The 21809-nt window shown below is 72.5% G+C and carries 19 protein-coding genes and 5 tRNA genes; 9 read left to right on the top strand and 15 right to left on the bottom strand.

Annotation, left to right across the window (positions count from 1 at the left end; translation table 11 throughout):
* Positions 1-75: 75 nt before the first annotated feature.
* Positions 76-897, bottom strand: coding sequence for an aminotransferase class IV (locus tag Sspor_RS33020; RefSeq protein WP_202202362.1), 822 nt, complete (start codon positions 895-897; stop codon positions 76-78).
* Complete coding sequence (locus Sspor_RS33015) at positions 894-1979, bottom strand: chorismate-binding protein (RefSeq protein WP_202202361.1); 1086 nt, start codon at positions 1977-1979, stop codon at positions 894-896. Before Sspor_RS33015 ends, Sspor_RS33020 begins: the two co-directional genes overlap by 4 nt.
* A 180-nt stretch (positions 1980-2159) precedes the next feature.
* Here Sspor_RS33015 and Sspor_RS33010 point away from each other — a divergent pair.
* The 5 genes from Sspor_RS33010 (at position 2160) to Sspor_RS32990 (ending at position 2635) form a co-directional block, all read left to right on the top strand.
* Positions 2160-2232, top strand: a tRNA-Gly gene (locus Sspor_RS33010).
* A 38-nt stretch (positions 2233-2270) separates the two neighbouring features.
* Positions 2271-2344, top strand: a tRNA-Cys gene (locus Sspor_RS33005).
* Between the two features lies 1 nt (position 2345).
* Positions 2346-2417, top strand: a tRNA-Val gene (locus Sspor_RS33000).
* Between the two features lie 19 nt (positions 2418-2436).
* Positions 2437-2508 (top strand) — tRNA-Val (locus Sspor_RS32995).
* A gap of 52 nt (positions 2509-2560) precedes the next feature.
* Positions 2561-2635 (top strand) — tRNA-Val (locus Sspor_RS32990).
* 211 nt (positions 2636-2846) lie between these two features.
* On the opposite strand, the gene Sspor_RS32985 is transcribed toward Sspor_RS32990, so the two are convergent.
* The gene (locus tag Sspor_RS32985) at positions 2847-3056 is read right to left on the bottom strand and encodes a hypothetical protein (RefSeq protein WP_372499811.1); all 210 of its coding nucleotides are present in this window, start codon (positions 3054-3056) and stop codon (positions 2847-2849) included.
* A 527-nt stretch (positions 3057-3583) separates the two neighbouring features.
* On the opposite strand from Sspor_RS32985, the gene Sspor_RS32980 reads away from it, so the two are divergent.
* On the top strand, positions 3584-4798 hold the full coding sequence (locus tag Sspor_RS32980) for a serine/threonine-protein kinase (RefSeq protein ID WP_202202359.1): 1215 nt from the start codon (positions 3584-3586) through the stop codon (positions 4796-4798).
* A 9-nt stretch (positions 4799-4807) separates the two neighbouring features.
* On the opposite strand, the gene Sspor_RS32975 is transcribed toward Sspor_RS32980, so the two are convergent.
* The 8 genes from Sspor_RS32975 to Sspor_RS32940 form a co-directional block, all read right to left on the bottom strand.
* Entirely contained in the window at positions 4808-5626 is an 819-nt protein-coding gene (locus tag Sspor_RS32975) for a TrmH family RNA methyltransferase (protein ID WP_202202358.1), read from the bottom strand.
* 42 nt (positions 5627-5668) lie between these two features.
* On the bottom strand, positions 5669-6913 hold the full coding sequence (gene cobA / locus Sspor_RS32970; protein ID WP_202202357.1) for a uroporphyrinogen-III C-methyltransferase: 1245 nt from the start codon (positions 6911-6913) through the stop codon (positions 5669-5671).
* Positions 6914-7219: 306 nt separating this feature from the next.
* Entirely contained in the window at positions 7220-10399 is a 3180-nt protein-coding gene (gene cobT / locus Sspor_RS32965; RefSeq protein WP_202202356.1) for a nicotinate-nucleotide--dimethylbenzimidazole phosphoribosyltransferase, read from the bottom strand.
* Positions 10400-10673: 274 nt separating this feature from the next.
* Positions 10674-11873 carry a precorrin-6y C5,15-methyltransferase (decarboxylating) subunit CbiE gene (gene cbiE / locus Sspor_RS32960; protein WP_202202355.1) on the bottom strand — a complete coding sequence of 400 codons (1200 nt, stop codon included), beginning with the start codon at positions 11871-11873 and terminating at the stop codon, positions 10674-10676.
* 76 nt (positions 11874-11949) lie between these two features.
* A complete protein-coding gene (locus Sspor_RS32955; RefSeq protein WP_202202354.1) occupies positions 11950-12648 on the bottom strand; it encodes a GNAT family N-acetyltransferase in 699 nt (232 codons plus the stop codon).
* Positions 12649-12884: 236 nt separating this feature from the next.
* Positions 12885-13751: a MetQ/NlpA family ABC transporter substrate-binding protein gene (locus tag Sspor_RS32950; protein ID WP_202202353.1), complete on the bottom strand. Its 867-nt coding sequence runs from the start codon at positions 13749-13751 to the stop codon at positions 12885-12887.
* A 92-nt stretch (positions 13752-13843) separates the two neighbouring features.
* Positions 13844-14512 (bottom strand): methionine ABC transporter permease, encoded by a 669-nt coding sequence (locus Sspor_RS32945; protein ID WP_202202352.1) that lies wholly within the window; start codon positions 14510-14512, stop codon positions 13844-13846.
* Complete coding sequence (locus Sspor_RS32940; RefSeq protein ID WP_202202351.1) at positions 14509-15564, bottom strand: methionine ABC transporter ATP-binding protein; 1056 nt, start codon at positions 15562-15564, stop codon at positions 14509-14511. Before Sspor_RS32940 ends, Sspor_RS32945 begins: the two co-directional genes overlap by 4 nt.
* Before the next feature lie 558 nt (positions 15565-16122).
* Between Sspor_RS32940 and Sspor_RS32935 the strand changes: the two genes are divergently transcribed.
* Together Sspor_RS32935 and Sspor_RS32930 are read left to right on the top strand one after the other, a co-directional pair.
* The gene (locus Sspor_RS32935) at positions 16123-16491 is read left to right on the top strand and encodes a hypothetical protein (protein ID WP_109780868.1); all 369 of its coding nucleotides are present in this window, start codon (positions 16123-16125) and stop codon (positions 16489-16491) included.
* Positions 16484-16942 carry a hypothetical protein gene (locus Sspor_RS32930; protein WP_202202350.1) on the top strand — a complete coding sequence of 153 codons (459 nt, stop codon included), beginning with the start codon at positions 16484-16486 and terminating at the stop codon, positions 16940-16942. Before Sspor_RS32935 ends, Sspor_RS32930 begins: the two co-directional genes overlap by 8 nt.
* On the opposite strand, the gene Sspor_RS32925 is transcribed toward Sspor_RS32930, so the two are convergent.
* The 3 genes from Sspor_RS32925 to Sspor_RS32915 form a co-directional block, all read right to left on the bottom strand.
* Positions 16932-17438: a GNAT family N-acetyltransferase gene (locus Sspor_RS32925; protein ID WP_202202349.1), complete on the bottom strand. Its 507-nt coding sequence runs from the start codon at positions 17436-17438 to the stop codon at positions 16932-16934. The two genes, Sspor_RS32930 and Sspor_RS32925, sit on opposite strands and share 11 nt — an antisense overlap.
* Positions 17439-17475: 37 nt before the next feature.
* On the bottom strand, positions 17476-18060 hold the full coding sequence (locus Sspor_RS32920; RefSeq protein ID WP_202202348.1) for a sigma-70 family RNA polymerase sigma factor: 585 nt from the start codon (positions 18058-18060) through the stop codon (positions 17476-17478).
* A gap of 90 nt (positions 18061-18150) precedes the next feature.
* Positions 18151-19338: a glycerophosphodiester phosphodiesterase gene (locus Sspor_RS32915; protein WP_202202347.1), complete on the bottom strand. Its 1188-nt coding sequence runs from the start codon at positions 19336-19338 to the stop codon at positions 18151-18153.
* Positions 19339-19632: 294 nt separating this feature from the next.
* On the opposite strand from Sspor_RS32915, the gene Sspor_RS32910 reads away from it, so the two are divergent.
* Positions 19633-20262 (top strand): lysophospholipid acyltransferase family protein, encoded by a 630-nt coding sequence (locus tag Sspor_RS32910; protein WP_237404129.1) that lies wholly within the window; start codon positions 19633-19635, stop codon positions 20260-20262.
* 20 nt (positions 20263-20282) lie between these two features.
* Here Sspor_RS32910 and Sspor_RS32905 read toward each other — a convergent pair whose 3' ends face one another.
* Complete coding sequence (locus Sspor_RS32905) at positions 20283-21758, bottom strand: membrane-associated oxidoreductase (protein WP_202202345.1); 1476 nt, start codon at positions 21756-21758, stop codon at positions 20283-20285.
* Between the last annotated feature and the right edge of the window lie 51 nt (positions 21759-21809).

The following is a 21809-nucleotide window of genomic DNA, read 5'->3' as shown; positions in this document are numbered from 1 at the left end:
CTCTTGAGTTCTACCCCTCCCGCGGCCGCCGCGACAGCCCTTCCTCCGGCGCGAGCCGCACCGCAGCCCGTCGCTCTACGGGTCGAGGTCCGCGCCCGCCTTCACCTCGAAGATCCGCATGACCTCGGCCGTGACCGGCCCGGGGGCGGTCCCCAGCTCGCGGTCGTCGATCCGCAGCACCGCCTGGGCGTCGCGCAGCGAGGAGGTCACGAAGACCTCCTCGGCCTGCTCCAGCACCTCGAAGGGCAGGTCGGTCTCCTTGACCCCGGCCCAGTCCACGATCAGGGCCCGGGTGATCCCGGCCAGGCAGCCCGAGGCCACCGGCGGGGTGTGCAGTTCCCCGTCGAGCACGACGAAGACGTTGGAGCCGGTGCCCTCGCAGAGGCGGCCGAGGGTGTTCGCGAGGAGCGCCTCGGAGGCCCCGGCCCGGTGCGCGGCCGCGAGGGCGACCACGTTCTCGGCGTACGAGGTGGTCTTCAGCCCGGCCACGGCGGAACGCTCGTTGCGGACCCAGGGGACCGTGACGACGGCGGTGGTGTCCGGGCGGCGGGGCGAGTCGGCGACGGCGGCGATCAGGGTGGTCCCGGCGTCCCCGCGGTCGGAGCCGAGCGGGGAGACCCCGCCGGTGTACGTGATGCGCAGCCGCCCGTGCTCCAGCGGGTTGGCCTCCAGTACGGCGGCGCAGGCCCGGCGGACCTCGTCGAGGTCGGGGTCCGGCAGACCCAGGCCCCGGGCCGAGCGGGTCAGCCGTTCCAGGTGCCTGGTGAGTGCGAAGGCGCGGCCGCGCTCCGCCTTCAGCGTCTCGAAGACGCCGTCGCCCACGGTCAGGCCGTGGTCGAGGACGGACACCTTCGCGCTGTCCACCTCGGTCAGGGCTCCGTCGAGCCAGATTTTCATGGTGCGGTCCTTCCGATCGTTCCGTTCGTCCCCTGCGTACCACCGCTGACTTCGTGACCCGTGGCCACGCGCAGGAGCCGGGCGGCCTTGAGTTCGGTCTCCGCCCACTCGCGGTCGGGGTCGGAGCCCCAGGTGATGCCCGCTCCGGTGCCGAAGAGCAGGCGGGGGCCGCCGGCGGCCTCGCGGTCGATCCAGAAGGTACGGATGCCGACGGCGAGCTCGGCCGCGCCCCGGTCCGCGTCGACCCAGCCGATGCCTCCGCAATAGGGGCCGCGCGGGGCGGTTTCCAGAGCTTCGATGATGCGCAGGGCGGAGGACTTCGGGGCGCCCGTGACGGAACCGGGCGGAAAGGTGGCGGCGAACAGCTCCGGCCAGCCGGCGCCGTCGGCGAGCTCGCCGCTCACGATCGAGACGAGGTGGACCAGGCCCGGGTGCTCCTCGACGGCGCACAGCTCGGGGACGGTGACGGAGCCCGTGGCGCAGACCCGGCCGAGGTCGTTGCGGACGAGGTCCACGATCATCACGTTCTCGGCGTGGTCCTTGGGAAGCAGGTCGTCGGCGGTGCGGCCGGTCCCCTTGATGGGTCCGGACTCGATGTGCCGGCCGGTCCGGCGCAGGAAGAGTTCGGGGGAGGCGGTGGCGATCTCGACGCCGTGCGCGGCCAGGCGAATCGTTCCTGCGAAGGGTGCGGGGTTGCCGCGCGCGAGGAGCGCGGTGAGCGCGTCGACGTCGGCGCTGCCGGGACGGGGCAGCGGCGCGGACATCACCCGGCAGAGATTGGCCTGATAGACCTCACCCGCGGCGATGTGCTCACGGATGCGCCGTACGCCGGCCACGTACGCGGCGCGGTCCAGGGAGGAGGTCCACCGGTCGGGGTCGGGGCCGCGCCAGGCGCCCGGGACGGGCGCGGGGACCGGCTCGCGGCGTACGTCGCCGAAGCGCGCGCAGACGAGCCGCCCCTCGAAGTCGGCGGACACCGCCCAGAAGCCGGTGGAGTCGAGGGCTGCGGGATCGCTGGTGACGTCTCGGAGGTCGGTCGCGAGAAGGCCGCCGAAGCGGGCCATGGGAGGCAGGTCGTGCACGGCTGCGAGTCTATGACCGGTGACGACACGGCGCCGGTGCGGTGACGGGCGGGTGACCTGTGGTGATCGAGCCGCAGCACGCTGCGGAAACGCGTTTTTGAGCTGGCCCGGTAATCCGCTAGAGTTCAACACGTCGCCAGGGAGCGAAGGGGAAAAACCCCGGAGCGAACACGGTGACCTGCGGACGTAGCTCAGTTGGTAGAGCACCACCTTGCCAAGGTGGATGTCGCGAGTTCGAGTCTCGTCGTCCGCTCGAAGTGGGGGATCTTCCCGAGAACCCCCGCAGCTCCGGGTGGAGTGGCCGAGAGGCGAGGCAACGGCCTGCAAAGCCGTCTACACGGGTTCAAATCCCGTCTCCACCTCCAAGGACGATTAGCTCAGCGGGAGAGCGCTTCCCTGACACGGAAGAGGTCACTGGTTCAATCCCAGTATCGTCCACTGATCCGCAAGGATCCCCGCGCGATTAGCTCAGCGGGAGAGCGCTTCCCTGACACGGAAGAGGTCACTGGTTCAATCCCAGTATCGCGCACGCAGCACCTGCTCCACCTTGTTTCACCTGCGGCTTTCGAGCTGCGGAGCCCGCGCGATTAGCTCAGCGGGAGAGCGCTTCCCTGACACGGAAGAGGTCACTGGTTCAATCCCAGTATCGCGCACCACCTGAAAGCCCCGGCCGTTCCCACGGTCGGGGCTTTCGCGTTCCCCCACACGGGTCGGCCGGGGTGCATGACAAAGGGTGCTGCCCGTCCGACTCCCCAGTCGTACGGGCAGCACCCTTCACCTGCCGTCCGTCCGCCGCTCCCCCGTCCCCACGGGGTTCGGCAGGCTGATGTCCCGGTCCGGGCCGCTCTCCCGGACCTGGAGCGCCGCTCAGCGCCCCAGCATCAGACCCACGGACGACGCCTGCGCCGCCAGCTGATCGAAACCTCCGAAGAGGAAGAGCAGCAGGGCGGCCAGGGGGAGCACCATGGCCGCGGCCACCAGGGGGTGGCGGGTACCGGACTCGTGGCCGTTGAACGCGAATGCCTTGCGCCCGTGCCGTGCGATGTCCGCCATGGTCCTCTCCCTGTCGTCTGGCAGCGGCGGGCTTGTGACCTCGGGGGACGAGTGCGCCACCCGCCGCTTGTCTTCAACACTAGGCGGGCGGACGGCTCCTGGCCTCATGCCCTCGTACCCATTGCCGGGCCTCCAGGAGGATGACGGGGACCGCCCCGTGTACTCCCCTGGGTGGAGACCGCTCCCCCGTTCTGGGGGTCTTCCCCGAGGGGATGACCGGAGGGTAGTGACTTCGCTCACTTCCGTCACTCCCTGTGGCCGCGCGTCCACCCCCCGGCCGCCGGCAAGATCGACTCGGGCAGGAGCGGCGTACCGGCACGCCGGAGTGGGCCCGGAGCCGCCCCGGGGCGCCAATCCCCTTGTCACAAGGGGTGCTTGGCCGGACCGGCCGGTGCGGGAGCGTTCCCGGGCGGCGGCACCGACGCCCCCTCACGTGTGCTGTGGCGCACTGACAATCGAATCCCCCGGCGAGGGCGCGGCCTCTGAGCACGCATGCCGGATGGTCCGTAAGCTGTGGCACGTCAACAGGACGACCGGTCAGCGGGGTGGACATGGCGATGATGCGGCTCCGGCGCGAGGACCCGCGTGTCGTCGGCTCGTTCAGACTGCACCGGCGTCTCGGCGCCGGCGGCATGGGCGTGGTCTATCTGGGATCGGACCGGCGCGGGCAGCGTGTCGCGCTCAAGGTCATCCGGCCGGATCTGGCCGAGGACCAGGAGTTCCGCTCGCGGTTCGCCCGCGAGGTGTCCGCCGCCCGGCGGATCCGGGGCGGGTGCACCGCACGCCTGGTGGCGGCGGACCTGGAGGCCGAGCGCCCCTGGTTCGCGACGCAGTACGTACCCGGCCCCTCGCTGCACGACAAGGTGGCCGAGGAAGGCCCCCTGACGGCCGCGCAGATCGCCGCCGTGGGCGCCGCGCTCTCCGAGGGCCTGGTCGCCGTCCACGAGGCGGGCGTGGTGCACCGCGACCTCAAGCCCTCGAACATCCTGCTGTCGCCCAAGGGACCCCGGATCATCGACTTCGGGATCGCCTGGGCCACCGGGGCGAGCACCCTCACCCATGTGGGTACGGCCGTCGGCTCCCCCGGCTTCCTCGCACCCGAGCAGGTGCGCGGCGCCGTCGTCACCCCGGCCACCGACGTCTTCGCCCTCGGCGCCACCCTGGCCTACGCGGCCACCGCCGACTCGCCCTTCGGACACGGCAGTTCCGAGGTCATGCTGTACCGCGTGGTGCACGAGGAGCCGCACCTGCAGGGCGTCCCGGACGCGCTGGCGCCCCTGGTACGGGCCTGCCTCGCCAAGGATCCCGAGGAGCGCCCCAGTACGCTCCAGCTGTCGATGCGGCTCAAGGAGATCGCCGCCCGTGAGGCCCAGGGGCTCTCGGACGGGCGCCCGCCGGCCCAGCGGGCCCGGGTCGAGCGGCCCACCGGGCGGCTCCCGGAGGCGGAGCGGATCGGCGGGGCCGAGGAGTACCCGGGCCGGCGCACGGAACGTCGTACGGGCGGCGGCACCACACCCCGGGCACAGGGCGGGTCCCCGAGCGGCCCGCACTCGCGGCCCTCGTCCTCCCGCAACCCGCAGCACCCCGGCGGCCCGTCCTCCCGGCCGACCTCGGGCCGTACGGGCGGCCGTCCGGCCCCCAGGACGACGGGGACGGGACGGCGCCCCTCGCGGCCGGACCCGAAGCTGATGCGGCAGCGGCTGATCGTGTTCGTCGTGGTGACGCTGATCGTGGCGCTGGGCATCGCGGCGGCCCAGAAGCTGTAGCCCCGGCGCCTACTGGGCGGCGCGGCCCTGCGCCACCGCGTAGAAGGCGACCGCGGCCGCGGCGCCCACGTTCAGCGAGTCCACGCCGTGCGCCATCGGAATCCGCACCCACTCGTCGGCGGCGACCAGCGCGGGCGTGGACAGGCCGTCGCCCTCGGCTCCGAGCATGAGCGCGACCCGTTCCAGGGACTGCGGCGCGGCCACGTCGATCGGCGTGGCCTTCTCGTGCGGGGTGAGGGCGAGCAGCTTGAAGCCCGCCTCGCGGACCGAGTCCAGGCTCTTCGGCCAGGCCTCCAGGCGGGCGTAGGGGACGGAGAACACCGCGCCCATGGAGACCTTCACCGAGCGGCGGTAGAGCGGGTCCGCGCAGTCGGGCGACAGCAGCACCGCGTCCATGCCGAGGGCGGCGGCACTGCGGAAGATGGCCCCGATGTTGGTGTGGTCGTTGACCGCTTCCATGACGACCACGCGGCGGGTCGTCGAGAGCAGCTCCTCGGCCGTGGGCAGCGGCTTGCGCTGCATGGAGGCCAGGGCCCCGCGGTGCACGTGGTAGCCGGTGACGCGCTCGGCGAGCTCGGGGCTCACCGCGTAGACCGGTGCCGGGAGTTCGTCGATGACGTCGCGCATGACGTCGACCCACTTGGCGGAGAGCAGCATCGAGCGCATCTCGTATCCGGCGTCCTTGGCGCGTCTGATGACCTTCTCGCCCTCGGCGATGAAAAGGCCTTCCGCGGGCTCGCGCCGGCGCCGGAGTTCGACGTCGGTCAGGCCCGTGTAGTCGCGCAGGCGCGGGTCGTCGGGGTCGGTGATGGTGATGAGATCAGCCACAGGGTGATACTGCCTTGTCCTGGGTGCGGTGCCAACGGCCTGTCAGGCGCCGATGGTGGGGAGGGGGCGGTCGCCCGGGCCGTTCACGCGGACGACCTCGCCGATGACGATGACGGCCGGGGGACGGACCTCCTCGGCGCGCACGGTCTCGCCGACCGTGGCCAGGGTGGCGTCCACCCGGCGCTGGGTGGCGGTGGTGCCCTCCTGGATCACCGCGACGGGGGTGTCCGCGGAGCGGCCGTGGCGCACCAGTGCCGCGGCGATCAGGCCGATCTTGTCGACGCCCATGAGGATCACCAGGGTGCCGGTGAGCTTGGCGAGCGAGGCCCAGTCCACGAGCGAGCGCGGGTCGTCGGGGCCGACGTGGCCGCTCACGACGGTGAACTCGTGCGCCACACCGCGGTGGGTCACCGGGATGCCGGCGGCGCCGGGGACCGAGATGGAGCTGGAGATGCCGGGGACGACGGTGCAGGGGATGCCGGCCTCGGCGAGGGCCTGGAGCTCCTCCATGCCGCGGCCGAAGACGTACGGGTCCCCGCCCTTGAGCCGGACCACGGCCTTGCCGGCCCGGGCGTGCTCGATCAGGGCGTTGTTGATGGCCTCCTGGGCCATGAACCGGCCGTACGGGATCTTCGCGGCGTCGATGACCTCGACGTGCGGCGGAAGCTCGTCGAGCAGGTCGCGGGGGCCGAGCCGGTCGGCGATGACCACGTCGGCCTCGGCGAGGAGGCGGCGGCCGCGCACGGTGATCAGGTCCGGGTCACCCGGGCCGCCGCCGACGAGGGCCACGCCGGGCGTGGCCTTGTGCCGGTGGGCGGGGGCGGTGAGGGTGCCGTCGCGCAGCCCCTCCACGACGGCGTCGCGGACGGCCGCGGAGCGGCGGGGGTCGTTGCCGGTCAGCACGGCGACGGTGACGCCCTCGATGCGGCCGGTCGCGGGGGTCCACGCGGTGGCGGCGGAGGCGTCGTCGGCGCGGACGCACCAGACGCGCTCGCGCTCGGCCTCGGCGGAGGCGCGCTCGTTGTCCTCGCGGTTCTGGGTGGCGATCAGCGCGTACCAGGCGTCGGCGAGGTCGCCGTCCCGGTAGCGGCGGCGCTCCCAGCGGATCTCGCCGGTCTCGGCCATGGCGTCCACGGAAGGGGTGGCCGAGGGCGAGATGAGCAGGACGTCGGCGCCGGCCGCGATGAGCGCCGGGAGGCGGCGCTGGGCGACCTGGCCACCGCCGATGACGACGACGCGGCGGCCGGCGAGGCGGAGTCCTACGGGGTAGGCGGGGTTGTCGGCCATGGCGGTGCGGCTCCTGGTGCGGCAGTCGTTCTGTCTTGCCGCTGCGGCTCTGGAGCGGCGGTGTGCTGACGTGCGGATTCTCGGTGCGGGTCCACCATACGGCGCGGGCCGTCCCGAGGCGCGGACGGGGCTGCGCCCCGGGCCCCGGGTGCGGGGTGGGTGGTGCCGGGTCCGGCCCCTGCCGTACGTGGGTGCCGGTCACGGATCGGGGCTCCGCCCCGGACCCCGCGCCTCAATCGCCGGCGGGGCTGGGATTGGCTTCGCGGTGGGGCGGTGCCCCTCCCCGCCCCACGGTCCGCCGGAGTACTACTTCTCGGTGACGCCCGCCGAGTCGAACGTGGCGACCTCGTGCATCGCGCGGGCCGCGCTCTGGACCAGGGGAAGGGCGAGCAGGGCGCCCGTTCCCTCGCCGAGGCGGAGGTCCAGGTCGACCAGCGGGCGCAGGCCCAGCTTGTTGAGCGCGGCGACGTGGCCCGGCTCGGCGCTGCGGTGGCCCGCGATGCACGCCGACAGGGACTCGGGGGCGATGGCGCGGGCCACCAGGGCGGCCGCTCCGGCGCTCACGCCGTCCAGGATCACCGGGGTGCGCAGCGACGCGCCGCCGAGGAGGAGGCCGACGATGGCCGCGTGCTCCAGGCCGCCGATGGCCGCGAGGACGCCGATCGGGTCCGCCGGGTCGGGCTGGTGGAGTTCCAGGGCGCGGCGGACGACCTCGACCTTGCGGGCGTGCGTCTCGTCGTTGATGCCCGTGCCGCGGCCGGTGACCTCCGACGGGTCGACTCCCGTGAAGACCGAGATCAGGGCTGCGGAGACCGTGGTGTTCGCGATGCCCATCTCGCCGGTGAGGAGCGCCTTGTTGCCCGCCGCGACGAGGTCGCGGGCCGTCTCGATGCCGACCTCGATGGCCGCGATGGCTTCCTCGCGGGTCATCGCCGGGCCGGTGGAGAGGTCCGCCGTGCCGGGGCGGACCTTGCGGGGCAGCAGGCCCGGGGTGGCGGGCAGGTCGCCCGCGACACCGACGTCGATCACGCAGACCTCGGCGCCGACCTGGTTGGCGAAGGCGTTGCAGACCGCTCCGCCGCCGAGGAAGTTGGCCACCATCTGCGTGGTGACCTCCTGCGGCCACGGGGTGACGCCCTGGGCGTGCACACCGTGGTCACCGGCGAAGATCGCGACCGCGGCCGGCTCCGGGATCGGCGGCGGGCAGACGCGGGAGAGGCCGGACAGCTGGGCCGAGATGATCTCCAGCATGCCCAGGGCCCCGGCGGGCTTGGTCATGCGCTTCTGGCGCTCCCAGGCCTCGCCCAGAGCCTTCGCGTCGAGCGGGCGGATGCTTGCGACCGTCTCGGAGAGCAGGTCGTGCGGCTCCTCGCCGGGCAGCGCGCGCCGGCCGTAGGTCTCCTCGTGGACCACCCAGGAGAGCGGGCGGCGCTGCGACCAGCCGGCCTGGGCGAGCTCGGGCTCCTCGGGGAACTCGTCGACGTAGCCGACGCAGAGGTAGGCGACGACTTCGAGGTGCTCGGGCAGGCCCAGCTCGCGGACCATCTCACGCTCGTCGAAGAAGCTGACCCAGCCGACGCCGAGGCCTTCGGCGCGCGCGGCGAGCCAGAGGTTCTCGACGGCGAGGGCCGAGGAGTACGGGGCCATCTGCGGCTGGGTGTGCCGGCCGAGGGTGTGGCGTCCGCCCCGGGTGGGGTCGGCGGTCACGACGATGTTCACCGGGGTGTCGAGGATGGCCTCGATCTTGAGTTCCTTGAACTGCTTCGCCCGGCCCTTGGGCAGCGACTTCGCGTACGCCTCGCGCTGGCGCTGGGCGAGCTCGTGCATCGTCCGGCGGGTCTCGGCGGAGCGGATGACGACGAAGTCCCAGGGCTGGGAGTGGCCGACGCTGGGCGCGGTGTGGGCCGCCTCCAGGACGCGGAGCAGCACCTCGTGGGGGATCGGATCGGTACGGAAGCCCTTGCGGATGTCGCGGCGCTCGCGCATGACGCGCAGGACGGCCTCGCGCTCGGCGTCGGCGTAGCCGGGGGCCGCCTCGCCGGCGGCGGGCTCGGCCGCGACGGCGGCCTCGGGCCCGGTCTCGGACTCCGCCTCGGGCTGGTCCGCCGGGGCGACGGCCTCGGCCGGCTCGGCGGGGGCGGCCGGGGCGGGCTCCTCGGGGGCTGCCGGGGCGGGCTGCGGCTCGACGGCCGCCGGCTCGACCGGGGCGGGCACGGCCTCCGCGGGCACGGCCTCGGCGAGCACCGGCTGCACGGGCTCGGCGGCCTCCACCGGGGCGACGACCGCCACGGGCTCGGGCGCGACGGGCTCGGCCGGCTGCTCCTCGGGGGCTGCCGGGGCGGGCTGCGGCTCGACGGCCGCCGGCTCGACCGGGGCGGGCACGGCCTCGGCGGGCACGGCCTCGGCGAGCACCGGCTGGACGGGCTCGGCGGGCTCCGCGGGGGCGACCGGTACGGCCGGCTCCGCGGGGGCGACCGGTACGGGTACGACGGCGGGCACCTCGGCGACCACCGGCTCCGCGGCCACCGGCTCGGGGGTCTCCGCCGCCGCGGGGAGCGCCTCGGCCGGAACGGCCTCGGGCTGCGGCGGGTGAGCCGCCGTCTCCGCCGGCACGGGCACCGGCTGCGGCTCCGGCTCGACGGCGGCCGCTACCGGCTCGGGGGCTTCGGCGGCTACGGGGACCGCCACCGGCTCGGGGTCCCGGGCCGGCTCGGCCGCCACCGGCTCCGGGGCGGGGACGGACTCCGGGGTCCACGGGGCCCCGCCCTGCGGCGGGATCTCGCCCGGCTGGGCCTCGGGGGCCGCTGCGGGCTCGGCGCGCGGGATGTCCAGGTACTCGGGCCCCAAGGTCGGGGGGCCGGCCTGGTGGAGCGGGGTCGTCGCCACGGCGCCGAGCGGGGCGGCCGTCGGGGCGGCCTGGGCGGGCGCGGCGGCCGGGCCCCGGTCGGCGAGGGACCGCACGACTCCGCCGTTGGCCTCGGGCATGGGCGGGCCCATGTGCAGGGGACGCCGGACGGGGGCCGCGGGGGCCGCCGGGGCGACGGAGGCCGCCGGGGGCGGGACGACGAGCCCGCCGAGGTCGAGCGCGCCGGAGTCACGGCCGCCGGTCTCGTGCGCGCCCGCGCTGTAGCCGCCGTCGGGGAACACGGGCGGGGGGAACTCGCTGAACGCGGCCGGGGCCTCGGGGTAGGCGGGCTCGGCGGAGTAGGACAGGTCCGGGTACATCTGCGGCTCGCCGAGCTGGGGCGCGGCCGGGAAGGCGGGGGCCTGCGGGACGACCTGCGGGTCGCTCCACGCGCCCTGGCCGCTCGGCATCAGCAGCAGTTCCTCGTCCTCCGGCTCGGCCGGGTTGTCCATGAGGTCCTGGAAGGCGTAGCCGGGGGGAATCGGTGCGGGGATCTGGACCGGAGCGGGGACGCTCTGCTGATCCACCATGCCCGCGTTGTCCGGGAGACCCTCGCCCGGGACCTGGCCGGTGTCAGTCATGCTTACCCCTCGCCCATCGGTGTTGCCTCTTCGATCGCCCGGTCGCCCACGAGTCCGCCGAGCGGTTTTGCCTGCGGGGTTGCGGTGCGACGAACTCGTCTCGCATACGCCTGCACGACAACCAGTAAGCATTGTCGCGCCCGTCGACCATCGTGGCGGCCATAACCGTCACGGTCCTTTGTGGACTGCGCCACGTCGCGCGTCCAGGCGGTGTCGCGATGCCCGAATCGTCCGAGGCAGTACGACGATCGGCCAGCCTACCCCGGCCCTCGTCTCAGCGCGTGGCGGGGCGTTCCGCTGCCAGGAGGAACACCACGGAACGGTCCTGTTCGGTCCAGGTCCGGGTGTCCAGGCCGACGGACTGGAGCAGCGCGCACTCGACGGCGTAACCGTGTTCGGTGAGTGCCCTGCCGATCGCCTCCGCCTCGTCGCGGGTGGAGGCGTGGCTGACGATCCGTTCGGGGCGGCGTTCGGCGACGGCCGCGACGACGGCGGCACCTCCGCCGCCGACGCGCACGACATCGGGCTCGGGCAGGCTCTCCAGTACGTGCGGCGCGCGCCCGGCGACGGCCTGGAGCTGCACTCCCCGCTTGCGGGCGGCGGCAGTTACCCGGTCGCAGGCGGCCGGGTCGGCGTCCACCGCGATGACGGCGGCGCCGAGGACGGCCGCGTCCACGGCCACGCCGCCGGATCCGGCGCCGATGTCCCAGAGGAGGTCGCCGGTGCGCGGGCCGAGCCGGGCGAGCTGGGCGGCGCGGAGCTGCGCGGACTCGCCTTCTCCCGCGTCGGCCTGGGGTCCGGCCCAGCCGCGGTCGGCGGACCGGGCGGCGCTCTGGCCGAGGAGCCAGCCCGCGTCGGCGGGTGCCGGTCCCCCGCCGCCGATGACGATGACGACGTTCGGGTCGCGCCAGCTGTGGTCGGCGGCGCGGTCGGAGGTGAGGACGCTCACCTGCTCGCGGTCCGTGCCGAGTTCCTCGCAGACGACGAAGGTGCGGTGGACTCCTTCGAGGAGCAGCGCCAGTTCCGCGGGGCCGGCGCCGGGTGAGGTGAGGACGGCGACCTTGGCGTGGGCGCGGCAGACGTTGACCGCGCGGCGCAGGGTGCGGGGGTGGGCGACGACGACCTGGGCGTCGTCCCAGGGCATGCCGGCGCGGGCGAAGGCGGCGGCCACGGAGGAGACGGCCGGGACGACCTCGACCTCCAGGCCGTGCTCCGGGGCGCGCAGGGTGCGTACGGCTCCGAAGAAGCCGGGGTCCCCGTCGGCGAAGACCACGGCGGTACCGCGGTGGCCGGCGATGCGCCGCGCGGCGAGGCCGACACTGCCCAGGCGGATGCGTTCCGCGGTGGGCGGTACTTCGGGGAGGGCGAGGTGGTGCGCGGCGCCGGCCACGAGGGTGGCGGCGGAGAGCGCGGACCGGGCGCCCGCGGTCAGGGGCGAACCGTCCCAGCCGATCACCGTGACCCGGTCGGCCATCGTCGTCAGTCTCCTGGTCTGGGGGTCGGTCGGGCTTGCGTCGGGGCGGGCACGGTGAGACTACCCGGTTGTCGGTTCAGTTCCGGTCGGCGCCGACGGGGTGGCCGTTCACGTCGACGTGCTGCGGGAAGGCGCTGCTGCGGGCGTATTCGCCGTAGGTGTCGTAGCTGTCGTACCCGTCGTAGCCGTCGCCCTCGTCGAGGTCCTCGGGGACCAGGCTCCAGACGATGAGGTCGGTGCGGGTGTCGGCCCAGCCGCCGTCGGCCGTCTGCGTACGGACTATCCATGCGTTGCGCAGGACGCCCTCGCTGATGCAGCCGATCTTCTGGGCCACCTGCTGCGAGGCGGTGTTGTCGGCGGCGGTGCGCAGTTCGAGGCGCTCGAACCCCTGGTCGCGGAAGAGCCATTGGGCGACGGCCAGGACGGATTCGCTGGCGTAGCCCTCGCCGCGGGCCCAGGGGGCGGTGACGTAGCCGACCTCGGTGGCGCGGGTGTGCCAGTTGGTGCTCTGCAGGTGCACGATGCCGACGAGGCGCTGGGTGAGGAACTCGGTGACGGCGAAGACGATGCCGCGGCCCTCGGTGCGTTCCGCGTGGGAGTGCCGGGTGGCCCAGGCGTGCGCCTCGGTGTGGGTGTACGGGTGGGGCACGCCGGTCCAGGCGGTGATGTGCTCGTCGTTCATCATCTCGGTGAGCGCGGTGACGTCCTCTTCCTCGAAGGGGCGCAGCACCAGCCGGTCCGTGCTGATGGTGACGTCCGGGAAGGTGGTAGTCATGCGCAGCTCCATGCCTGAGACCGTGGTGCGACCGTGGTGCGATGCGACCGCGGTGCGGGACCGTTCGTGCGGGACCGTGCGTGCGGTTCGTAGGCCACAGCATGCAGCATCGACCGGGTGATGTGCAGGGCCGGGTTGCCCGGAAGCGGGCAGAGCTCGGCCCCGCGCGCCGTCAGGTGCGTGCGGGGCCGAGATTCATGACCGGTCCGGGACGAACCGGATCAGGTGGTACCGGTTCAGGAGGCGGCCGGGGCGCCGAAGGCCGGGACGACCGAGCCCTGGTACTTCTCCTCGATGAACTTCTTGACCTCGTCGGAGTTCAGGAGCTTGGCCAGCTTCTGGATCCGCGGGTCGTTCTGGTTGCCGTCCTTGACCGCGAGGAAGTTGGCGTAGGGGTTGCCCTCGGCCTTCTCCAGGATCAGCGCGTCCTCGGCGGGCGACAGCTTGGCCTCCAGGGCGTAGTTGCCGTTGATGACCGCGGCGTCCACGTCGTTCAGGGCGCGCGGAACCGTGGCGGCCTCCAGCTCCTTGAACTCCAGGCCCTTCTTGTCGGTGATGTCGGACAGCTTGGCGCCGGTTCCGACACCCTCCTTGAGGGTGATCAGGTTGTTCGCGGCGAGCAGCTGCAGCGCGCGGCCCTCGTTGGTGGTGTCGTTGGGGACGGCGATGGTCTGGCCGGCCTTGATGTCGCCGATGGCCTTGATCTTCTTGGAGTAGAGGCCGAGGGGTTCCAGGTGCACGTTCACGACGGGCACGACGTGCGTGCCGTTCTTCTTGTTGAAGTCGTCGAGGTACGGCTTGTGCTGGAAGTAGTTGCCGTCGACCTGGCCCTGCTCGGTGGCGGTGTTCGGCAGGACGTAGTCCGTGAACTCCTTGACCTCCAGCTTGAGGCCTTCCTTGGCCGCGAGCTTGTCCTTGACGAAGTTCAGGACGTCGGCGTGCGGGCTCGGGGAGGCCGCTATGACGAGGGGCTTGCTCTCGTCGGCCTTGCCGCCGCCGGCCTTCGCCGAGGACGGGTCGGAGGAGCTGCCGCAGGCGGTGAGGCCGAGGGCGAGCGCGGTGGCCGTGGCGGCGAGGGCGGTGAGCTTGATGTTCTTACGCACGAAGAGTGCCTTTCTTGCTGAACAAGTACCGAGGACTTGCTGGTGGTGGCCCAAGCACGACAAGTGCGGGCTCTGTTGGGGGGGAAGTCTTCTCAGGCGGTCCGGCCGCGGCGGGCGAGGAGGCGGACCGCGCCGTCGCCGAGCAGCTGGATCACCGTGACGAGGGCGATCAGGACCACGACGGTCGCGATCATGAAGCCGGTCTCGAAGCGCTGGAAGCCGTAGGTGATGGCCTTGGAGCCCAGTCCTTCGCCGCCGACCGCGCCGGCCATGGCCGAGTAGCCGACGAGGGTGATGACGGTGGTGGTGACACCGGCGACCAGGGACGGCAGGGCCTGCGGGAGGAGCACCTTGCCGACCAGGGTGGGGATCCCGCCGCCCATGGACTCGACGGCCTCGATCAGGCCGTGGTCCACCTCGCGGACGGCCGTCTCGACGAGGCGCGCGAAGAAGGGGATGGCGCCGATGGCGAGCGGGACGATCATGGCGGTGGGGCCGATGAAGGTGCCGACGACCGCGGTGGTGACCGGGATCAGGAAGATCAGCAGGATGATGAACGGCAGCGAGCGGCCTATGTTCACGATCACGCCGAGGACCTTGTTGAGCGGCTGGTTCTGCAGGAGGCCGCCCTTGTCGGTGAGGACCAGCAGGATGCCGATGGGCAGGCCGCCGAGCACGGTCACCAGGGTGGACCACAGCACCATGTAGAGGGTGTCGTAGGTGCCCTGGGTGAGCAGGGGCTGCATTTCGGACCAGGTCACTTGGCACCATCCTTGACGAGCTGGGCGAGCTCGGCGTCGGCGTCTTCGGGGTCGTCGACCACGTCGACCTGGAGGCCCTGCTCGCGCAGGAAGCCGACCGGGACGACGTTCTCCTCGTAGCCGCCGGGCAGTTCGATGCGCATGCGGCCGATCTGGCGGCCCGCGACGGTGTCCATCGCGGCGCCGAGGATCGAGATGTCGATGTTGTACGTGCGCGAGAGCTGCGAGATGACCGGCTGGGCGGCGGCGTCGCCGTGGAAGGTCACGTCGACGACCGTGCGGCCGGGGCCGGTGGCGGAGCCGGTGACCGGGAAGAGCTCGCCGGCGAGCTCGGAGCCGGGGGTCGCGAGGAGTTCGGCGACGGTTCCGGACTCGATGATCCTGCCGCTCTTCATCAGCGCGGCGGAGTCGCAGACGGTCTTGACCACGTCCATCTCGTGCGTGATGAGCAGGACGGTGAGGCCGAGCTGCTGGTTGAGGTCGCGCAGCAGCTTGAGGATGGAGCGGGTGGTCTCGGGGTCCAGGGCGCTGGTGGCCTCGTCGGACAGCAGCACCTTGGGGTCGCCGGCCAGGGCGCGGGCGATGCCGACGCGCTGCTTCTGGCCGCCGGAGAGCTGGGTCGGGTAGGCCTTGGCCTTGTCGGCGAGGCCGACCAGGTCGAGGAGTTCGAGGGCCTTGCGGGAGCGCTCGCGGCCGGAGACGCCGAGGATCTCCAGGGGCAGCTCGACGTTGGCCTGGACGGTGCGCGAGGACAGCAGGTTGAAGTGCTGGAAGACCATGCCGATGCGGCTGCGGGCCTCGCGGAGCTCCTTGCCGGCGCGGCGGCCGCGGCCGGCGAGGGCGGTGAGGTCGACGCCGTCGACCGTCACGGTGCCGGTGGTGGGGCGCTCCAGCAGGTTGACGCAGCGGATCAGGGAGGATTTGCCTGCGCCGCTCTGGCCGATGACTCCGTAGACCTCGCCCTCACGGACGTGGAGATCGACGCCGTCCAGGGCGGTGACCTCGCGGCCACGGGACTGGTAGACCTTCGTGAGGCCCGATGTGGTGATCACAGGATTTCCGTCGCTGTCGAGTGCACGGCGCAGCGGGGTGCCGGGCACGGGGCAAACAATCTGGGGACGCGATACGGGACGAACCGTCAGAAAACGATGACGTCGACACGTGCGCGGGGCATGGACGAGCCGTGCTGTTCATCAGGGGACGAAGCACGGGCGCGACTGGTCTCGCTTCGGGGCGCGAGGCTCAGGAGGGGGCCCTCAGAAGGCGCACATTCGACACATACAACGAGCACCGGGCGTCATCGTCGCCTCGGTCGCAAGGGTGCGGCTGCTCGTCGTGGTCATGGGCCCCAGTAAACCAGACCTATCCCCTGACCGATCAACGGCGTCCGAATAGCGGACGCTATGCGACCGCATACCGGACTCCACCCCTCGCGGCCACCCCTCCGCACCGAGGCCGCCCAGCCGCGCTGACCTGCACCGACAGGGGTACCGAGGCCCGTGCGGCCCGCCCCCTGCGGCGTGCGGCGACGGGGCCCGCTGTGGTCAAGACCACGGTCGGGGCACAGGGGTGCGCGCATCGGGTCTTTCGGCCCGTAATACCCTCGCTGCATGCTCGACGCCCTGACGGTCGCCATCGGCGTGGCCGCACTCGCCCTCGCCGCCTGGTGCGGCCACGCCGCATGGCGGGACCAGCCGACCAAGGACTGGCACTTCATCGGTATGGCCGTCGTGACCGTGCTGGTCCTGGCGCAGCTGGTGATCGGCCTGGTCAAGCTGGCCCAGGGCGAGAAGCCCGACGAGGGCACGGTGATCTTCGTGGCCTACCTGGTGGGCGCGTTCGCCGCGGTACCGGCGGCCGGGATGCTCTCGCTGACCGAGCGGACCAAGTGGGGATCGATCACGGTGGCCGCGGGCGCCGTCGTGCTCGCCGTCCTCGAAGTACGGCTCTACGACATCTGGGGAACCGCCGGTGCCTGACTCCGACACGACGAACGCCACCGGCGCCGCCACCCCGGCCACCGCCGACGGGCGCAAGCGGCTGGTCTCCGGGCCCGGTCTGCTGCTGGTGTGGCTGTACGGGGTGATGGTGGTGGGCGCGGTCTCCCGCTCGGCCTTCCAGATCTCCACCGAGTTCGACCGCGCGCCGCTCGCGTACGCGCTGTCCGCCGTGGCCGCGCTGGCCTACGCGTTCATCACGTACTCGCTGGTGCGCGGCGGCGAAACGGCCCGCAAGGCGGCGCTGATCTGCTGCGCCGCCGAGCTGGCGGGCGTGCTGGCCGTGGGGACCTGGACCCTGGTGCGACCCGAGTCCTTCCCCGACACGACCGTGTGGTCCCAGTTCGGGATGGGCTACCTGTTCATCCCGGTGATCCTGCCGATCACCGGGATGCTCTGGCTGCGCAAGCGCGGGGAAGCGGCTACGCGCTGACCGTGAAGTCGGTCGGGTCCTTGGCTTCCTTCTCCAGGATCACCAGCTGGACGCCGTCGGACGCCGTGCGGCCGCCGACCCTGACGTATCCGGCCTTGCGGTAGAGGCGCAGGTTCGACTCGCTCTTGTGCCCGGTGTGCAGGCGGAAGCGGGTGGTGTTGCCGGGGCTCGCCAGGGCCTCCTCGACCGCGCGCAGCAGGCGCGCCCCGAGACCGTGACCCTGCAGACGCGGATGCACGCACAGCTTGGCGATCTTGCCGGTGCCGTCCTCGTCCACACTGCCGCGCACGGTCCCGACGATCTCGTCGCCGAGCCGGGCCACCAGGACGGTGCCCGTCGCCAGTTCGCCCTTGAGGGAGTCCAGGGACTGGGTGAGCGGCTGGATGAGGTAGTTGCCGTAGAGCTCCGCCTCCCGCTGGAAGGCCAGGTACTGCAGTTTGAAGATCTGCTCAGCGTCCTCGGCAGCCGCCGCCGAAATGGTCACGCTCATGCCCATGTGCGCATGCCTCCAGCTCACCTGGTAGCCCGTTGGTCTACCGCTCCTTTCCCCGCAGGCCAGGAGCCGCAACCTCTGCAGCCAGCATTCTGCGCAGACATCCCAGGCAACGGGAACGCACGGGCCCCAAACTTCCTTGTGAGATACCCAACTCTCCTGCGATTTCACGGTAAGTGAGGTCTCTGGGCGAAAGAAGTGCCTTCATCAGCTCGGGACAGCGTCCCGGCAACCGGGCGACCGCCGATCGGAGGGCCCGGTTCTCCTCGCCGTTCAGGAGGGCCCCTTCCGGCTCGGCCCCGGCGGCCGCCCCGGCCGGTGTGCTCGTGTCCGTAGCGTGCCCGCGGTGGCCGTCCGCGGTGTGCGGGCGGTGGTCGTACGGGATCTCCCGGCGCGCCCGGCGCCGGGCCCGGCGGGCCTCCGCCCGGACCGCCCGGCGCAGCCACCGCGCCGACTCGGCGGGCTCGGCCGGATCGGGGGCGTGGCGGCCGCTCTCCAGCAGCCTGACCCAGACGGCTTGTTCCAGGTCGGCCGCGTCCACTCCGGCACCCGGGGCCTCCGCCGCCGCCTCGGCGGAGAGCAGCGGGCCCAGCTTGTCGAGGTAATCAGCCTTCAACAGGTCCATGCCGGGCGGGACGAGCGGGCCGGGCCGGACGGTTTCCCCACCGGGCCCGGCCCACTCGTACGGGAAGCGGCGCTCAGCGGTTGACGGCGCTCAGCGGTTGGCGGGGCGTCGGCCCGGCCGGAAGGCCTCCGCCGCGAGCAGTCCGGTGTCCGGGTTGTCGGTGAAGATCCCGTCGATGCCCTGTTCGAAGTAGGTCCGGAAGGCGCCGAAGGCGTCCCCGTACGCGGCCGGGTCGGTGCCCCTGCGGTACTCGGCCGGCAGGAAGCTGTTCTCGTTGCGCGCGGTATAGGGGTGCAGCAGCAGTCCGCGGGCGTGGGCGTCCTTCACCAGGGTGGTCGGCGTGCCGAGCCTGCCGTCCGCGTCGCGCGGCAGGATCAGGTCCATGGTCGGGCCGATCCCCTGGGCGAAGCCGGAGATCCACTTCAGGCCCTCGGGCTTGACCAGGTCCGCGACCGTACGCGGGTCCTTGGCCAGTTCGAAGTCCCACGGACGGGTATTGCCCGCGGAGAGCAGCACCACGCGGGGCGCGGAGACCAGCCGGGCCAGGCGCTGGATGCTGGAGGGCTCGAAGGACTGGAGGAAGACGGCGGCGCCCCACCCGTCGCGCCCGTAGCGGCGCAGGAGCTTGGCGAGGGGCTCCTCCAGGCCGAGGCCGAGGCCCCGGAAGTAGCTGGGGTGCTTGGTCTCGACGTGCAGCCACACCCGCCTGCCGCGCCGCTTGCCCTCGCGGTCGGCCCAGCGGAGCACCTCTTCGAAGGTGGGCACGGCCCACTGGCCGTCGTAGAGCGTGTTGCGCTGGCGGACGGCCGGGATACGTTCCTTCGCGCGCAGGGTCCGCAGTTCGGCCAGGGTGAAGTCCTCGGTGAACCAGCCGGTGACGGCGACCCCGTCGACGGACTTGGTGGTGCGCCGGGAGGCGAATTCGAGGTGCTCGGCGACGTCCGTGGTCCCGCCGATCTCGTTCTCGTGGCGGCACACCAGATGGCCGTCGCGGGTCGGGACCAGGTCCTGCTCGACCACGTCGGCGCCCAGGTCCAGGGCGAGCTGGTAGGAGCCGATCGTGTGCTCCGGCCGGTAGCCGCTGGCTCCGCGATGGCCGATGACCGTCGGGTGGGGGAGGTCCCGGTAGCCCCCTTCGCCGTGCCCGTCGCCGTACACCTGGCCGTCCGCCTCGTCCGCCGCGGCGGCGGAACCCGCCGCGAGTCCGGTGAATCCGGTCCCCGCCGCCAGGACGGCCGCCCCCAGGACCGTGCGCCGCGCTGCCCCACTCTGTGTCATGAGTGCCCACTCCTCGTCGTGAACGCCGTGTCGCGGCCCGCGATCGGCGTGCAGATGGTAGGCAAAAGGTGGTGGCCGAAGGGCGTGCGAAGAGGGCCCATCCGGGGAACTTGGCGCAAACGTGCGTCAACACTCTGTATCCGACACGTGAACCCGATGTGCGCTCGGACCTGACCCGCGAGTATCGTCCTCACCTGCGCTCCCGCCGTGTGGTGGGTGCGCGAACCGCTTTTCGATGCCGGAGGGCCCACGTTGTTCCGTACGAAGCTCATCAAAGCCACTGTCGGACCGGTCATGCGCATGATGTTCCGCACCCGCGTGGAGGGCATCGAGAACATCCCCGGCTCCGGCCCGGTGATTCTGGCGGGCAACCACCTCACCTTCATCGACTCCATGATCCTTCCGCTGGTGTGCGACCGTACGGTCCACTTCATCGGCAAGGACGAGTACGTCACGGGCAAGGGCGTCAAGGGCCGCGCCATGGCCTGGTTCTTCACCGGCTCCGGCATGATCCCCGTCGACCGTGACGGCGCCAACGGCGGAGTCGCGGCCCTGATGACCGGCCGCCGGATCCTCGAAGAGGGCAAGATCTTCGGCATCTACCCCGAGGGCACCCGCTCCCCCGACGGCCGGCTCTACCGCGGCCGCACCGGCATCGCCCGCCTGACCCTGATGACCGGGGCCCCCGTGGTGCCGTTCGCGGTGATCGGCACCGACAAGCTCCAGCCCGGCGGCGCCGGCATGCCGCGTCCGGGCCGGGTCACCGTCCGCTTCGGCGAGCCGATGGAGTTCTCCCGCTACGAGGGCATGGACCGCGACCGCTACGTGCTGCGCGCCGTCACCGACTCGGTGATGGCCGAGGTCATGCGCCTCTCGGGCCAGGAGTACGTCGACATGTACGCCACCAAGGCCAAGGCCGCCTGACCGGTCGGCCCGACCCGGGCCTACTGACGCTGGAGTGACCGGCTGACGCCCGCCGCCGTGGTGGTGGCGAGGATCCAGCCGGTCACGATCAGCAGGTACGACAGCCACTGGTGCCAGCCGCCCGGTGCGAAGGCCCCCTCCTGGCCGAAACCGACGATCGGCACCATGAGGTCGATCGTGTAGAAGACCGCGTTGAAGTCCGGCGCCTCCCCTGCCTTCAGGGCACGCGGCGGGTCGATCCCGTACGCGATCGACCCGGTCATCAGCAGGGCCGTCAGCCAGCCCGCCGCGCGCAGCGGCCGGAAGCCGTAGCCGACGGTGACGTCCTGGAGCAGCCCCCACAACCGGGCGGCCCGGGGCAGGGTGTGGCGGTGCCTGCGCAGCTTCGCGAGCTGGACGGTCCGGGCGGCCGCCTCGTCGCCCGCCGTGCGGTAGGCCGCCGCGAGCTGTTCGTAGGCGTACGTGAGGTACCCGGACTCCTCCCGCTCCAGGGCGGGCAGCCGCTGCTCGGCGGGGAGGTGCGGGGCGAGGGTGCGGTAGGTCAGGCCGTCGATGGCGATCCGCTCGGGCCAGGCCTGCGGGTCGACGTGGAGCAGGTCGACGGTGGACCGGCGCAGGTTCACATCGCCCCGGACGGGATCGCACCGGCGCAGCCACAGCTCACCGATGGTGCAGCTGGAGGCGCGCAGGGCGGTCCCGTCCGGGTTGGCGAGGTCGGCGCGGGTGAGGTAGGCCTGGCCGGGTATCCGGGAGCCGGTGAGGTTGACCATGCCGCGGGCCTTCAGCCGGTGTGCGCGCAGGTCGGTGCCGACGGTCAGGTTCTCGGCGTGCAGGGCGATCCCGCCGGGGGCGAGCAGGCGGGCGCGGTCGAGCTGGATCTGGCCGCCGACGGTGGCCCCGTTGAGGCGGAGCTGGCCGTGCACCGTCAGGTCGTTCGCGATGATGTCGGTGTCGACCTCGATGTGGTTGAGCTGGAGCGGGGGCTCATCCGCCTCCTCGCCCGCCGTGGGCCCGATCACGGCCCCCTGGAGGAAGAGGCCCCCGGATATCTTCGCGCCCTGCAGCCGTACGGGGCCGGCGATCCGGCAGCAGGAGAGCCGCAGGACCACTTCGACGCGCAGGGTCGAGGCGGTCAGGCCGGGCAGGGTGGAGTAGCCGAGGACCAGGGCGCGCAGCTGGGCCCCGTAGACCAGGGGCTTGCGCTCGAACCAGCAGTCGCGCATCCGGATGGGGTGGTCGATGACGGCGTAGCGCAGGTCGAGCTTGCCCACGATCTTGGCGCCCTTGATCTTGAGACCGGGGATCCGGCCCTGCACGGGGGGACAGGCGCCCAGCAGGATCGCCCGCAGCACCTCGGCGCGCAGGGTGCGCTCCGGTCCCCAGTCGGCTCCGTCGACGGAGCTGTCCTCGGGGGCGGCGCGGAAGTCGACCCCGTCGCCGCGCGGGAAGGCCTCCCAGACGCGGCGTTCCGCCGGGGTCAGATCGTTGATCTCCATCGCCGGGATGGTGTCCCGCGGTTCGACGAACTGTCAACTCCGGCCGGAACG

This window comes from Streptomyces spororaveus (assembly GCF_016755875.1).
Classification (GTDB): domain Bacteria; phylum Actinomycetota; class Actinomycetes; order Streptomycetales; family Streptomycetaceae; genus Streptomyces; species Streptomyces spororaveus.
This window is presented reverse-complemented; position numbering and strand designations above follow the sequence as displayed.

Coding starts and splice junctions, on each gene's coding strand:
- Sspor_RS32925 (WP_202202349.1), bottom strand. CDS start 17,438: ATGGGCATGAGCGTGACCATTTCGGCGGCGGCTGCCGAGGACGCTGAG.
- Sspor_RS32920 (WP_202202348.1), bottom strand. CDS start 18,060: ATGGACCTGTTGAAGGCTGATTACCTCGACAAGCTGGGCCCGCTGCTC.
- Sspor_RS32915 (WP_202202347.1), bottom strand. CDS start 19,338: ATGACACAGAGTGGGGCAGCGCGGCGCACGGTCCTGGGGGCGGCCGTC.
- Sspor_RS32910 (WP_237404129.1), top strand. CDS start 19,633: ATGCGCATGATGTTCCGCACCCGCGTGGAGGGCATCGAGAACATCCCC.
- Sspor_RS32980 (WP_202202359.1), top strand. CDS start 3,584: ATGGCGATGATGCGGCTCCGGCGCGAGGACCCGCGTGTCGTCGGCTCG.
- Sspor_RS32905 (WP_202202345.1), bottom strand. CDS start 21,758: ATGGAGATCAACGATCTGACCCCGGCGGAACGCCGCGTCTGGGAGGCC.
- cobT (WP_202202356.1), bottom strand. CDS start 10,399: ATGACTGACACCGGCCAGGTCCCGGGCGAGGGTCTCCCGGACAACGCG.
- Sspor_RS33020 (WP_202202362.1), bottom strand. CDS start 897: ATGAAAATCTGGCTCGACGGAGCCCTGACCGAGGTGGACAGCGCGAAG.
- Sspor_RS32955 (WP_202202354.1), bottom strand. CDS start 12,648: ATGACTACCACCTTCCCGGACGTCACCATCAGCACGGACCGGCTGGTG.
- Sspor_RS32935 (WP_109780868.1), top strand. CDS start 16,123: ATGCTCGACGCCCTGACGGTCGCCATCGGCGTGGCCGCACTCGCCCTC.
- cbiE (WP_202202355.1), bottom strand. CDS start 11,873: ATGGCCGACCGGGTCACGGTGATCGGCTGGGACGGTTCGCCCCTGACC.
- cobA (WP_202202357.1), bottom strand. CDS start 6,913: ATGGCCGACAACCCCGCCTACCCCGTAGGACTCCGCCTCGCCGGCCGC.